This window comes from Paraburkholderia guartelaensis (genome assembly GCF_004353905.1).
GTDB lineage: Bacteria > Pseudomonadota > Gammaproteobacteria > Burkholderiales > Burkholderiaceae > Paraburkholderia > Paraburkholderia guartelaensis.
On the sequence record NZ_SMOD01000063.1, the window covers coordinates 1 to 12852 of the forward strand.

General features: G+C 64.2%; 13 protein-coding genes and 1 pseudogene. 9 read left to right on the forward strand and 5 right to left on the reverse strand.

Annotated elements, in window-relative coordinates; translation table 11 throughout:
• From E1N52_RS39795 to E1N52_RS39805, 3 genes and pseudogenes are all read right to left on the reverse strand, one after another.
• Nucleotides 1-243 (reverse strand): annotated as a pseudogene (locus tag E1N52_RS39795) (IS256 family transposase); the annotation flags it as partial.
• Nucleotides 244-370: 127 nt separating this feature from the next.
• Nucleotides 371-1189 carry a response regulator gene (locus E1N52_RS39800; protein WP_133190230.1) on the reverse strand — a complete coding sequence of 273 codons (819 nt, stop codon included), beginning with the start codon at nt 1187-1189 and terminating at the stop codon, nt 371-373.
• Nucleotides 1190-1274: 85 nt separating this feature from the next.
• A complete protein-coding gene (locus E1N52_RS39805; RefSeq protein WP_246089425.1) occupies nt 1275-1859 on the reverse strand; it encodes a hypothetical protein in 585 nt (194 codons plus the stop codon).
• A 447-nt stretch (nt 1860-2306) separates the two neighbouring features.
• On the opposite strand from E1N52_RS39805, the gene E1N52_RS39810 reads away from it, so the two are divergent.
• The 3 genes from E1N52_RS39810 to E1N52_RS39820 all read left to right on the forward strand — a co-directional run bounded on the left by E1N52_RS39810 (nt 2307) and on the right by E1N52_RS39820 (nt 5394).
• Nucleotides 2307-3230, forward strand: coding sequence for a lysozyme inhibitor LprI family protein (locus tag E1N52_RS39810; RefSeq protein ID WP_133190231.1), 924 nt, complete (start codon nt 2307-2309; stop codon nt 3228-3230).
• Between the two features lie 78 nt (nt 3231-3308).
• Entirely contained in the window at nt 3309-4076 is a 768-nt protein-coding gene (locus E1N52_RS39815; RefSeq protein WP_133190232.1) for a response regulator, read from the forward strand.
• Between the two features lie 4 nt (nt 4077-4080).
• Nucleotides 4081-5394 carry an ATP-binding protein gene (locus E1N52_RS39820; protein WP_133190233.1) on the forward strand — a complete coding sequence of 438 codons (1314 nt, stop codon included), beginning with the start codon at nt 4081-4083 and terminating at the stop codon, nt 5392-5394.
• 48 nt (nt 5395-5442) lie between these two features.
• Here E1N52_RS39820 and E1N52_RS39825 read toward each other — a convergent pair whose 3' ends face one another.
• Complete coding sequence (locus tag E1N52_RS39825; protein ID WP_133190234.1) at nt 5443-6375, reverse strand: tyrosine-protein phosphatase; 933 nt, start codon at nt 6373-6375, stop codon at nt 5443-5445.
• Nucleotides 6376-6805: 430 nt separating this feature from the next.
• Here E1N52_RS39825 and flhC point away from each other — a divergent pair, with 430 nt between their 5' ends.
• On the forward strand, nt 6806-7504 hold the full coding sequence (gene flhC / locus E1N52_RS39830) for a flagellar transcriptional regulator FlhC (protein ID WP_133190236.1): 699 nt from the start codon (nt 6806-6808) through the stop codon (nt 7502-7504).
• 18 nt (nt 7505-7522) lie between these two features.
• Here flhC and E1N52_RS39835 read toward each other — a convergent pair whose 3' ends face one another.
• The gene (locus E1N52_RS39835; protein WP_133190237.1) at nt 7523-7948 is read right to left on the reverse strand and encodes a phiTE_015 family protein; all 426 of its coding nucleotides are present in this window, start codon (nt 7946-7948) and stop codon (nt 7523-7525) included.
• Between the two features lie 150 nt (nt 7949-8098).
• On the opposite strand from E1N52_RS39835, the gene E1N52_RS39840 reads away from it, so the two are divergent.
• From E1N52_RS39840 to E1N52_RS39860, 5 genes are all read left to right on the forward strand, one after another.
• Entirely contained in the window at nt 8099-8572 is a 474-nt protein-coding gene (locus E1N52_RS39840; protein WP_133190238.1) for a hypothetical protein, read from the forward strand.
• A gap of 119 nt (nt 8573-8691) precedes the next feature.
• The gene (locus tag E1N52_RS39845; RefSeq protein WP_133190239.1) at nt 8692-9702 is read left to right on the forward strand and encodes an alpha/beta hydrolase; all 1011 of its coding nucleotides are present in this window, start codon (nt 8692-8694) and stop codon (nt 9700-9702) included.
• Nucleotides 9703-10011: 309 nt separating this feature from the next.
• A complete protein-coding gene (locus E1N52_RS39850; RefSeq protein WP_133190240.1) occupies nt 10012-10842 on the forward strand; it encodes a hypothetical protein in 831 nt (276 codons plus the stop codon).
• Nucleotides 10843-10923: 81 nt separating this feature from the next.
• Nucleotides 10924-11607: a TetR/AcrR family transcriptional regulator gene (locus tag E1N52_RS39855; protein ID WP_133190241.1), complete on the forward strand. Its 684-nt coding sequence runs from the start codon at nt 10924-10926 to the stop codon at nt 11605-11607.
• Entirely contained in the window at nt 11604-12851 is a 1248-nt protein-coding gene (locus tag E1N52_RS39860) for a glycosyltransferase (protein WP_133190242.1), read from the forward strand. Before E1N52_RS39855 ends, E1N52_RS39860 begins: the two co-directional genes overlap by 4 nt.
• Nucleotide 12852: the final 1 nt, after the last annotated feature.

Genomic DNA, 12852 nt, shown 5'->3' on the forward strand with positions numbered 1-12852 from the left:
GCCGCTCTTGCCGTTGCGCTGGTTGGTCGCGTTCTCGGGCCGCACGGCGCCGGCCGGATAGCCCAGATGGTGTCCAAGTTCGGCGCCCAGCGCCCGCTCGATCAGCGCCTTCTTGAACGCCGCTGAGGCGGCATGCACCGCTTCGGCCGTCATCGGCCCCTTCACGAACTGGTCGATCAGTTCCTTCGGAATGGACGGCAACGCCGTCAGGGCCTCGGGGGACGTCTTGGGTTTGCGTGGCATACATGCTCCTTGAGCTACATGTTATGCCTTACACACAAAATTTATGACAGGCCCCTGTGCGGGGCAACGCTAGCAGACCGCCGCGAAAACAAGGAAAAGCCAACGGTTTAAAACAGAGCCCAAAAAATCAGCCTTCCTCATCCTCGGGCATCTCACCTTCAAACTCATCCCCATACTCACTGCCGCCTTCACCAGCCGGCTCCCGACCAGCCTGTTCGCCGAACCGCTCGGCAAACCCCACCTCGCCATCGGGCACAAACACATACCCATGCCCCCAAACCGTCTGAAGATACCGCGGTTCAGAAGGATCGGTTTCAATAAGCCGCCGCAAACGCCAGATCGCGACATCGAGACTACGGTTCCGATACCGCCCCGCCTCCCCGTACACGATTTCGATAATGCGTTCGCGCGAAAGAATCGTCATCGAGTGATTGACGAACAGCTTGAGAAACGCGAATTCGCTAGAACGCAGCGGCATGCGAACTTCGTCCCGATACAGCTCCCGCGAACGAAAATCGAGTTCAAAAGGACCAAAGCGAAACGATTCCCGGCTCTCCGGCGCACCCGTGAGATTCGATATGCTGCGTCGACGCATCACTGAACGAATGCGCGCCACCAGCTCGCCCGGATCGAACGGCTTGCCCACGTAATCGTCGGCGCCGAATTCGAGGCCCAGCACGCGGTCGATCACTTCGTTGCGCGCGGTGAGCATGATGACCGGCAAGTCGTCGCCGCTTTCGCGCAAGGCGCGCAGCGCGCTGATGCCATCCACTTCCGGCATCATGATATCGAGCACGACAACCTGCGGCCGCTCGGAGCGCAGCCGCTCCTGCATCGCGCGCACGGATGGCAGCGTCGTGACTGTAAAGCCACGCATCTGCAGATACTCGGCCGTGACGTCGCGCACGACCGGATCGTCGTCGACGAGAAAGATATTATTTGCCATGCGTAAATCGTAAGGGACGAGAACGAGCCGGTACAGGCCCGCAGCCTTACCAATCCTTTCCCACGCCTCGCGCGGGAGACCCGTTTTACTGGTCGCTCGAAGCGGACTGGAACGAATTGCCCAATTGCGTCTGGTCGACCACCATGCTGTCCAACAGCCCCTTGAGCTTCACCGCCGCGCTCGAATAGCGGTCGGTGCCAAGGCCGTGCACTTCGTAACGTCCCGTAACGGCAATATGGTTGTGCATGAAGATCGTCAGATTGATCGTCGAAAGATAGGCCCGGCTTTCGTCACTGAACGTCGGCTTGCCGAATTCGATCGATGCGTTATACACGAGGCGTCCTTCGCAACTCACAGGCTCGGTTCCCGCGCCATAGACGTCTGAAGTCACGCCGCGCTGCGCGAGCACGAGTTGCAACGAAGGCACGAAGTCTCCCGATGTGACCATGGGATTATTCTCGATGCAGATCGAACTGAGATTGACCGGCCGGCCCGAAACGAACTTGGGCGAGGAGTAATTCGACGCGACCGCGTAACCCGCCTGAATCACGGAGCCGGTCGCATCTGCCGCGGTGATGAGCGTCCATGCGCAGCCGTTGAGCGCGAGCGCCACGGCGCATACGGCGCCGAGTTTCACCGTGCGCGCGCTGGCACGGCTGACGTATGACACGATTTCATGTGGCATGGGAGCGGATACCCGATGCGTTGATGGGCTGCGCGGAATATGACACCTTCCCTGCAGGACTCGCCACGCATGATCGGTGCAAAGCGATACGCGCGATGGCCGGGACATCGGTCAATGTTGAATGCCACTTTCCACTTCTTCAAGAACCTCCCGTTCGGTAAGGAATTGAACGGCAATCGCACGCACGTTCTCGGCGTGAAGGCTCGCACCACAAGCACTCGATGGCCTTCGGGCATTACCGCGCACGGCTGCGTGTGTAATGTTTCGTAAGCGCTCCTGCATTCTCCCCGCTGAGTGAGACATTGCGGATTCACCGCCGCGCTATCGTTCTCACCGCGGTTCTCACTGCGGCGCCTCGCGCGTTTGCGACGCCGGACGAGCCACACGCTGCTTCTGTTTTTCCCCTGTTATTTCAACATGATCATGGCTGCCATGAACCGAGAACCGAAAATCCGTCGCGCCCCCTTCTTCAAGCGCGGCCTGAACGCTGCTGCGATCGCGCTGTTCGCGTCGCTCGCTGGCTCGCCGTTCGCGCATGCTGCAAGCTTCCACTGCCCGCATAACGCGTCCGCTTCCGAGCGGCTCGTGTGCAACGATCCGACGCTCTCCGCGCTCGACGACAAACTGGCTGCGCTCTATCGCACCGCGTTCGACGCGACCACTGATACGACCGCGCTCGAAGCGGACCGCGTGAGCCAGTGGCAATGGCGTCAGCACAACTGCAAGGACAAGGCGTGCGTGACGGACTGGTACGACCGCCGTATCGCCGAACTCGAAGGCGATCTCAAGCACGGTAAGCAGGCTGCCGTGCGCCGCGTGCAGGAAGGCGTCGTGGACCAGCACCTGGCCCCGTCGGCACAGGACGCCGTGCTCGAAATGCACGGCATCCCGCCCGCGCCGAAGACCGAAGGCGCAGCGGCCGCACCCGCCGCGGACAGCGCGAAAAGTGTGAAGAAAGCAGGCGCGAAGGTCGCTGCTGCCGAAGCCAATGAACCGCTGCACCTGCAAAAGATGCCGAGCGGCGTGGCTGCCGATGCGCGCCAGACGCGTCTCGCGCAAGCGCACGCCCATCGCCTGCCCGCGAAGGATGTTGCGCCGTCCGGTGATGTCTCGGCGATGACCGCAAAAATGGCTGGCGCGAACTCGGCGTTCGCCAAAGCGGCAGGCATGGCGTCCATCGACACGCCGCCCGCTCAGTCCGTGAGCCCTGCGGCCAACGACGCAGCCGCAAAGCCGGCTGATCAGGCGAGCGCACAGCAGAGCGTGAGCGCGCTCAACTGCGCATCGGTCGCATCGACGGAACCCGCGCATGCAACGCAAGCGTCGATCGAGCAAAGCGCCGTCGCCCTGAAGTAAGAAGCCATGTAAGCTAAGGCAAGAAATCTGCGGTCGCGCGCTGTTCTGCCGGTTGTCGATATCAAATAAAATGAGGCGATGAGTCCACACGTTCTCATCGTCGACGACGATCCGGTCGTGCGCGATCTCCTCTCCGGCTTTCTTCGAGCCAACGGTTTCGAAGCCTCGGTGCTCCACGACGGCACGCATCTCTGCGCGCGGCTCGAACGCGAGCGACCATCGGTCGTCGTGCTCGACGTCATGATGCCGCGCACCGACGGCTTGCGCGCCCTCGCCGCCCTGCGCGCGCAGGGTGACGACATCCCGGTGATCTTCGCCTCTGCGCGTGGCGCAGTGGGCGACCGCATTGCGGGTCTCACGCTCGGCGCCGACGACTACGTTGCCAAGCCCTTCGATCCCCAGGAATTGCTCCTGCGTATCCAGACCGTACTGCGCCGGCGCGGCAACGGCCCCGCAGGCGCACCTGTGGCGCGCGAACGCTACCGCTTCGGCGCCTTCGAACTCGATTTCATGGCACGCACACTCGAACGCGACGGCAATCGCGTGCCGTTGCGCAGCAGTGAGTTCGTGCTCCTGAAGATTTTCACGGAGCATCCGTATCGCGTGCTTTCACGCGTGCTGATTCACGACCTGCTCCACGCTGACGGCCTGGAATTCAACGAGCGCAGTCTCGACGTACCGGTCTGGCGCTTGCGCCGCGTGATCGAGGATAACCCTGCGCAGCCGCGCTACATTCAAACCCTGCGCGGCAAGGGCTATGTGTTCGTGCCGCAGAGCGGGGTCGGCATCGAAGGCGACATTGACACTCCCACAGCAGACGACAGCGGCCGCAGCCTGAACGCGTAATCGCATGAACAATCCGTTGAATACGCTGTTCGGGCGCATGGCGCTGATGTCCGCGCTCCTGCTGTTCGCCATTCAGGCATGCTGGTTCATCGTGTTCGCGCCGCAGCCGCGCCGCCACGAAGTGGAAGGCTTCGAGCGCGGTCTGCTGCTCATGCTGCATGCCGCGACAAGCGCGGCACCCGGTACGGCGATGAGCGCGGCACCCAGCGCGCCCCCCAACGAAATGGACCTCGCGCCGGCCCTGCGCGTGCATCTCGTGCCCACCTGGAACATGCCCGCCGACGTGCGGCTCGAAGTGCCGACGCGCGAGCCGCTCGCCGACTTGCGCAAGCAACTCCTGCGCGACCTGCCGCCCGGCACCGAGATTCTCGCCGACCTGCGTCATCGTGAAGCGCTGTGGGTGCGTTTCGCGGGCCAGCCCACGTGGATCGTCGCACCCGTCGATCTGCCGCCGCCGCGCAATCTGCTGCCGCTGTTCGGTTCGATGCTCGCCATTTCGCTGCTGCTCGCGCTGCTCGCCATGTGGCAAATGCAGCGGCCGCTTTCGCTCGTGGCTCAGGCCGCGCGTGCGTTCGGCACCGGCCATCGTCCCGCGCCCGTCAAGCAGCACGGGCCGCGCGAATTGCGCGAACTGATCGGCTCGTTCAACGGCATGATGAAGCAGCTCAACGAAGCCGACGACGATCAGGCGGTCATGCTCGCGGGCGTCGCTCACGATCTCAAGTCGCCGCTCACGCGCCTGAAACTGCGGGCGAGCATGATGAGTTCGGAGCGCGAGCGCGAACAGCTCATCCGCGAAGTCGATTCGCTGAACGATATCGTCCAGCAGTTCCTGGAATTCGCGCGACAGCGGCCCGAATCGGGTCCCGAAGTGGAAGTCGATGCACTGCTGCGCGAGCAGTTCTTTTCCGATGCCGGCGACGATGACGATGCGCTCTTCAGGCTGGATCTGCGCGCGGGCTCGGCGTTTCGGCTGCCGCGTACGCTGCTCGACCGGCTGGTGTCGAATCTCGTCGACAATGCGCTCGAACATGGCGTGCCGCCCGTGGAAATCGCCACGCGCCGCGAAGGCACGCAGTGGATCGTCGAAGTGCGCGATCATGGCCCGGGCATCCCACCCGAGCGCGTGGCCGCGGCGCTCAAACCCTTCGTACGCCTTGACGAAGCGCGTGGCGGCGAAGGCCATTGCGGGCTCGGGCTCGCCATCGTGACGCGCCTCACGCGCAATCAGGGCGGCCGCTGCGAGTTGTCCAATCACCCCGAAGGCGGGCTGCGCGTGCGTATCGCGCTGCCGGCCGATGCACGGGCCGCCGCGTAAGTTCTCTATTGCCCTCTGATTACCCGTTGATTCATCGCTGCACGCCGCTCAGACCACGAGCCGGCCGCGCAGACGATTCACCGTGTCGGTCGCAAGGCCGAGACCCACGGTGAGATAGCGGTTGAGGTCGCCGTAGCTTCCCTGCACCGCGTCAAACGCGGCCTGGAGGTAGCTGGCCTGCACGGGCGGCGTCAGATTGGCCGAATCCGCGCCCGTTGAGCGCCACGCATCGGTCAGCATGAAATCCTTCACGATGATTTCGAGCGGCACGTTTGCGATCAGCAGCAACAGCGCACACGCCCAACCCACCACGTCCACACCGGTCCCACCCGTGATCAGCAGCGGCCCCGGCGCATCCGCGATGTGTTCGAGCAGCGTCCCGTAGATTGAGCTTTGCATGCGGCCTGTCACGAGCGTGCGCCAATGCATTTGCATCGCGGCATCGAGCTCGCCGGCCAGCATGCCCGCGAACGAAGGCGGCTCGAGCGTGCCCAGCACATTGAGCGCGAGGTAACTGGCGGTGCTGGGCGTCACGTCGGGCGCCGCGTCGATTTCCGCAGGCGTGCGCAGATCGTAGACGTTGGAAAGCGCCATGCGCTCGAGCGTGGCGGCGTCGGCGGCGTTCGGGGTGAGCGCGTCGGAGCGATAAATCAGGGCGCGGCGCACGTGCGCGCCGTCGCTCGTCGAGTATCCCGGCGCAGCGCCGCCCAGATCGCGGAAGTTCGCGACGGAACCGATGACGGGCGTCGGCGCATCCTGCGCGCCGTCGCCTCCCGTGTATTCGCCGCCGCACGCACTCAACAACGTGCTGGCGCAACCGCTCAGCGCCAGCAAGCTCACCGTGCCCTTGAGCAGCGCGCGGCGCGGCGGGTTGGCAAGTGCGCTGCCGCCACTGCGGTTGAAGTTGCCGGTCGCGGCCACAGGCAAACGCTTACGCGCCTGCGCGAACGAAGAAGTGTAGGCGGAGAAAGGCAAATTCATCGGTTGGCAGCTTATGTAGGGAACCCGCAGTTCGAGCGGGCCGCTGCAACGTCGCGCGTCGCATGCGTTCGGAAAGGGCGCAGTTTACCGGCAGATTCGCATGAAAAGGTAAAAGCGCAAAACGCCGTAATAATTTTTTCCGATTCACGGTGCATTGCGCACCGATATTTTCCGCCGGTTTGTACTTATATTCTTACCAGACCTTTCCATTTACACCAGACAGGTAATTCTCGTGCTAATGCGCGGTTATTTCCCGTTTCAAGCCATGCCTGAATATCGGCTGCACGGGGCATTTTCTTTATAGATATTTCAGGTTCTTTCCAAATATTATTCTTGACGCTCTTTGTCGCGCTTTTATAATCGCCCGTGAATTCAGGCATTCGCCTGGACCACCGTGGCGGTCATCGGCTGCCTCTCGGAGTATCACGTCATGTACAAAGGCAGTGTGACCGAAGAAGCGCGTGAAGTGCTGCGCGCAATCGAGCTGATCCAGCTGGGCGCACGCATGCCTGTGCTCGAAAAAGAGCTGACGCTTTCGCGCAATCGTTTGATCAGACTTTATCGGGAACTCAAGAACGCTTCGCCCCCCAAGGGTATGTTGCCGTTTTCGGCAGACTGGTATTTCACGTGGCTGCCGAACATTCATGCGTCGCTCTTCTACAACATCTATCTGTTCCTGACGGATAGAGCGAAATGCAGCCGGCTCGATGCCCTCACGCGTGCGTACCGTCTGTACCTCGAGCACTGCGAGAGCGCCGAGACCGAACGCGTACTGAGCTTCACGCGGGCGTGGACGCTGCTGCGCTTTTTTGAAGGCGGCCTGCTCACGCTGTCGAGCTGCACCGTTTGCTCCGGCCGCTTCGTGCGCCACGTGCGCGACGCACACAAGCCTGCCGCCTGCTGCATTTGCGTGCCGCCGGCTCGCGCCGGCATGACGCGCGCTGCACGCGCGAACCGTAGTACGGAAACCGACACCCCGGCGGCCACCTCCGCCACGCGAGGCCGCGCTGCAGCGGCGCTGGGCGAACTTTCGGGCACCATGCGCGACACGCTCGCCGAAGTCACGCGCGCCCTCGACCCCAAGCGTTCCGCAAACCGCTTGCGCCTCGTCACGTCGGTTCCCGTCTAGGCGAACGCGGCACGCTCCTTACGTCACATCCTCATCGCGCTCTGCATCCGTCTGCAGAGCGCGAATATCGCGCGCGCAAATCCGGAAGATTGCTTTGTGATCCTGATGAACGTGCTGATTCTGGCGCAGTTCGCATTGCTGAGCCGCAAGCTCTATTGCGTGTGAATGGGCGGCCTGCCAGATCTCCCAGGCAATTTGCGCGCCGCTTTGCGAATAATCGTCGTTTCCATCGCGCTCGAGCGCATCGGGAAGGCGCGTGTGGAGTTGCAGATAGTGCGTGCGATAAAGCGCCTCGAAAATCTCGCGGCGTGACAGGCGCTTCAAGCTCGCCTCTTCGCGAACGTGACCGGATTTGTGAGGCGCAGAGACTTCATCCACATGCGACGTCGAGACGTACTTCTTCTTGCGGGTGGGGAGGATCACGCGTTCGTCGCGCGACAGCATGCGCGCGACGTTACGGACATTGATATTGTCGCAGGCTGCGCAAAAGAATTGGCCGCGGAATATCGCGAATTTTTCTGCGCTATTCGTGAGTCGTTACAGCACCCGGACCTGCGATTATTCTGGGCATAAGAAAGTCGAAAGGAGTCGACCATGCAAATCGGGGCGGCGACACAGTTCGCCAACAGCAGCGCCAACACGAACACACTCCGTGCGGGCGCGGCTTCAGACCAGGCAGAACAGGACGGCACGCAGTCGAGCGACGATTCGACGAACGTCGCGTCGCCTGCATCGCAGGACGATGCCGTGCAAATTTCGCCGCAAGGCTATGCGGCCGCATCCACGGACGATACGGCGGACAGCGACGACGCCGCGGCCGACGCGAGCGATGCAACCGACGCGAGTGGTACCAGCGCTACCGGCGATACCGGCGATACGGCCGACACGAGCGACGCAACCGACGCGACATCGACGCCGGCCAACGCGCAGCCCGTGAAATCGCTCGTGTATGGTGCGCTGGGGCTCGAGCGTCCCGACGCGCCCGCCGACCCGAACCACACCTATACGCTCGGGCGCTGGATCGCGGCGGGCATTACGCTGGGCGGCATCATCTCCCTCTTTATCTGAGCGCGCTGCGTCGCAATCTGGCGCGCATAATGTTTCGGAGACCAGATGATATGGGTGGCAAGTCGGCTATCATCACTGCCGGCAAGACCATAAACCCATAACGTAGACGAGGCCCGCCCGTGGCTTTCAGCGCCTTTGCCGCTTCGTATGCAGCCGTTCCGCTCGCCGCCATCGCTGCCGCGGCCGTCGCGCTCGTCAAGGGCGGCCCCAGGCAGCCCGAGCCGCTCGAATCGATCAATGCGCCGTTCAAGGAAGTCGACTTTTCCGACCTTCCTGCGTTGCGCCGTTATACGGCGCGAGACGGTGCGTCGCTCGCCTGGCGCGCCTACCTTCCGCAAGCGGGCGCATCGCAAGCGTGTGTCGTGCTCATCCACGGATCGTCGGCAAGCAGCGCGAGCCTCCACCCGCTCGCGCGCCAGTTCGCCGCCGCGGGCTACGCGGCCTGCGTGCCCGATGTACGCGGCCACGGCGAATCGGGGCGCAAGGGCACGATCGCCTACATCGGCCAGCTGGAAGACGACCTCGAAGATCTGCTCGCGGCATTGCCCGCCGAGCTGGCCGCGCTGCCAAAAACGCTGATCGGTTTTTCGTCGGGCGGCGGCTTCGCGCTGCGCTTTGCAGGCAGCGCACGTCAGCGTCTGTTCGAGCGTTATGTGCTGCTCGCGCCCTTCCTCCACCATAAGGCGCGCACCACGCGCAACGAGGTCGGCGGCTGGGTGTCGGTCGGCATACCGCGCCTCGTCGTGCTCGCCATGCTCAACGGCCTGCGCATCCGCGTCTTCAATCATCTGCCGACGATCGCCTACGCGCTCGCACCCGAGGTCCGTGACGAACTGACGCCGCAGTATTCGTTCAACCTGATGCAGAATTTCCGCCCGCACGACGACTATCGCGCGGACATACGCGGCGCGCGGCAACCGCTGCACGTGCTGGCCGGCACGGAAGACGAGGTCTTTCACGCCGGCGAATACGCTGCCGCGTTCGAGGAAGCCGGCGCGCACGTGCCGGTCACGCTCGTGCCGGGCTCTGGGCACATCGGCTTGACGCTGGATGCCCCCGCCATCGCCACGATCGTCGGCTGCGTGAAGTCCTGCGTGAAGCCCTGCGTGAAGCCCTGCGTGCAGCCATAAGGCATGGCGACACTCGCCGGCCCATCGCCTGTCCGTATCCGCCAAACTGGCTGAATCCGCCGATTGATCTTCGCGGCGAAGTGGCCCATATTCAAATGAGTGCGCAAATCAGGCACCGATTTTGCGGCACTTCGTCAATCGAAGCGAAAGCGCGCTCCTCCCATGCTGAACGCCCCTGGTCACGACGATTCTGGTCCGTCGGAGTGCCCCTACTGTGGGACCCTATTCAATGCAGCGCTCGCACTCTGCCCCCAATGCGGAGCGAATCAACTGGCCGCGGCCTCCCGCATCGCCGCCGCGAGCGAGGACGTGCCGGGAGAACACGCGCACGGGGTAGTCGAGCGCCTGCGCGCGCTCCCGGGCGGCCTTGGCGGCAATCGGACCTACAACGGCGAGTATCCGTCGATCGACGAGGAGCAAGTCGCCGAACGGCGGCGGCTGCCGCGCTATGCATGGGCGGGTCTCGGCGTGCTGGCGGTCGCACTCAGCGGTTATGCGTTCCTGCATCGCAGCGAATGGGAGCCGAAGCTCGGCGTACAGGTGGTCGAGGGGTCCGTGAGCGGTGCGAAGGGCATACAGAACACACAGAGCACTCAGGGCACCCTCGCCACGCTGACTAACCGTCCACACACGCTCCTGCCGCGTGCGGGCGCACCGCAGCACCGCGTCGCCCAGGGGAATGCGCCGGCCGCCTCACACGCGCCCGCCGCGCCGCGCTATGCGAGTGCGCATCCCGAAGTCGCGAGCAATCTGGCCAGCGCGCGCCTGAATCTCGACAAGAACAACCTCTGGCCCGCACGCAGGGCGCTCACGAGCGCGCTTGCCGTAGAGCCCGGCAACCCGGAAGCGCAGCAAATGCAAACCGACCTCGTCGCGCGCGAGCAGCAGCGCGACGCGTTGATCGGTCAGGCGCGGCAATGCGAGCACGAGCGCCAATGGGCCTGTGTGCGGCAAAACGCGGGGCAAGCGGTAGATGTCGACGCATCGAGCCGCGAAGCGAGGCACCTGCTTACGCTCGCCAGCGGCGAGCACCGGCCTGCCGGCGGCAGGCACAATGGCCGGACGTGGCCATGGGAAAGCCAGTATGCGCAGGCGGGCGACAGCCGTTCTCGCCAGGATCCCCTCTTCTGGCATCACTGATCCGCCCCTCAGCCAGCACTTGCAGACGATTTGTGAACGATGAATAATATTGAACGTCGTTCAATATTATTCATCGTTCACATGTCCGCGCCCACGTCCGCTCCGCCAGGCCGCCGCGATCGCAAACGCCTGCAGACTCTGGAACATCTCGCGCGCACCGCCGCCGCGCTATTCGAAGCTCACGGTTACGAACCGGTGACGATGGAGCAGATTGCCGCCGCCGCGGACGTGGCGAAGGGCACGCTGTACAACCATTTCCCGGTGAAAGAGGCGGTGCTCGCCCATTGGCTGCATCTCGAACTGGGAGCGAATCTCGCGGCGCTGCACGCCAGGCTCGAAGGCACGCCGGGTTTCGCCGCGGGCGTGCGGCTCGTGCTCGATCATTCCGCGAGCTGGTGTGAGGCGCACCCGGACTACCTCGCGCCTTACCTGCGGTTTCGCTTTCTTGGCATCGGCACGGAGCCCTCTCCGTCGCGGGACAGCGAGCAATTGAGCGACATCGCCGATACCTTTGCCTGGCTCGTCCGGCGCGCGCAGGCGCAAGGCGAATTGCGCGACGATCTCGACGCGGCGCGGCTTGCGCTTTCGTTCCACCACCTCTACCTCTGCGCCATGCTGCGCTGGCTCGCCGAACCACGCCTGAAACTGCGCAAGGAGTTTGCCGCAGCTGTCGATTTGTTCCTGCACGGCGCGGCCCTTCCGGCACAGGCGCCCCGGAAAGCACCCGCGAAGGTCGTGCCGAAATCGAGGAGAAAGGCCCCATGAAGCTGCTTATCGCCACCTACGGCACCGAGGGCGATGCGCGCCCGTTCGCTGCGTTGTGCCGTGGCTTGATGGACGCCGGGCACGAAGCGCGCCTGCTCGCCGACGCCGCCACGCTCGGCAGCGCCCACGCACTCGGCGTGCCGGCCACGGCGCTGGCCGGCGACATTCGCGGCATGCTTCGCCCGGACCACGCTATCGCGAGCGTCGTCGCGAAAGGCGGCGGCTTCAACGAGACCGCACGCGCGCTCGCGAAGATCGCCAACGAAAACGCGCAGTCGTGGATGCGCACAATCGTCGAGGAGAGCGAGGGCTGCGATGCGATTCTGGTTGCCGGGCTGGCCGCGTTCGTGGGGCTTTCCGCGGCGGAGTATCTCGGCGTGAAAGGCATAGGCTCGGGCATGATCCCGCTCACGCCGACCGCGGCCTTCCCTTCGGCGTTTTTGCCGCCCAGGTGGGTACCGCGCGTGCTCAACCGCGCCAGCCACGGCCTCGTGAACGGCATGCTCTGGAAGGCGTTCCGCGACAAGACCAACGCCGCGCGCGCGATGTTCGGCCTGCCGCCGCGCAAGGCGGTATGGAAGGACCACCCGATGGTCTATGGCGTCTCGCCGAGCTTGCTGGCCGCGCCTGCCGACTGGCCCGGCAACGCTCATCTCTGCGGACAGTGGCTGGCGCCGAGCCCGGCATGGACGCCACCGGATGCGCTAACGCGCTTTCTCGCTGCGGGCGACGCGCCCGTCTACATCGGCTTTGGCAGCATGACGGGCTTCGACAATGTGCGGCTGCTCAATGCCCTGGTCGAAGCCATGCAGGGCCGGCGCGCACTCTTCTATCCGGGCTGGAGCGGCATCGACCCGAAGGCGCTTCCTGAGAATTTTTTCGTCGTCGGCGACACGCCGCACGACTGGCTGCTCCCGCGCACTGCCGCCGTCATTCATCACGGCGGCTCCGGTACTTCGCACTCCGCAGCACGCGCGGGGGTGCCTTCCATTGTGACGCCGTTCGCGGGCGATCAGTTCTTCTGGGCGGAGCGCCTGCGCGAGGCGGGGGTCGCGCCAGCAGCCGTGGACGGGCGCAAGCCCAGCGCCCAAGCGTTCTCGAGCGCACTCGACTTCGCCGCCAGCGAAACGGTGCGAAGCCGCGCCCGCACATTAGGCAAAACGATGCGTGCGGAAAACGGCGTGGCGAACGCGGTGGCTGTCCTCGAGCGCATCGTTGCGGTGTATGTGCGCGAGGGAGCGTGAA

What these genes read in the sequence shown, in the direction of transcription:
- E1N52_RS39810 (WP_133190231.1), top strand. Translation starts at nt 2,307, where the DNA reads ATGAACCGAGAACCGAAAATCCGTCGCGCCCCCTTCTTCAAGCGCGGC.
- E1N52_RS39800 (WP_133190230.1), bottom strand. Translation starts at nt 1,189, where the DNA reads ATGGCAAATAATATCTTTCTCGTCGACGACGATCCGGTCGTGCGCGAC.
- flhC (WP_133190236.1), top strand. Translation starts at nt 6,806, where the DNA reads ATGTACAAAGGCAGTGTGACCGAAGAAGCGCGTGAAGTGCTGCGCGCA.
- E1N52_RS39825 (WP_133190234.1), bottom strand. Translation starts at nt 6,375, where the DNA reads ATGAATTTGCCTTTCTCCGCCTACACTTCTTCGTTCGCGCAGGCGCGT.
- E1N52_RS39820 (WP_133190233.1), top strand. Translation starts at nt 4,081, where the DNA reads ATGAACAATCCGTTGAATACGCTGTTCGGGCGCATGGCGCTGATGTCC.
- E1N52_RS39815 (WP_133190232.1), top strand. Translation starts at nt 3,309, where the DNA reads ATGAGTCCACACGTTCTCATCGTCGACGACGATCCGGTCGTGCGCGAT.
- E1N52_RS39840 (WP_133190238.1), top strand. Translation starts at nt 8,099, where the DNA reads ATGCAAATCGGGGCGGCGACACAGTTCGCCAACAGCAGCGCCAACACG.
- E1N52_RS39855 (WP_133190241.1), top strand. Translation starts at nt 10,924, where the DNA reads ATGTCCGCGCCCACGTCCGCTCCGCCAGGCCGCCGCGATCGCAAACGC.
- E1N52_RS39860 (WP_133190242.1), top strand. Translation starts at nt 11,604, where the DNA reads ATGAAGCTGCTTATCGCCACCTACGGCACCGAGGGCGATGCGCGCCCG.
- E1N52_RS39835 (WP_133190237.1), bottom strand. Translation starts at nt 7,948, where the DNA reads ATGCTGTCGCGCGACGAACGCGTGATCCTCCCCACCCGCAAGAAGAAG.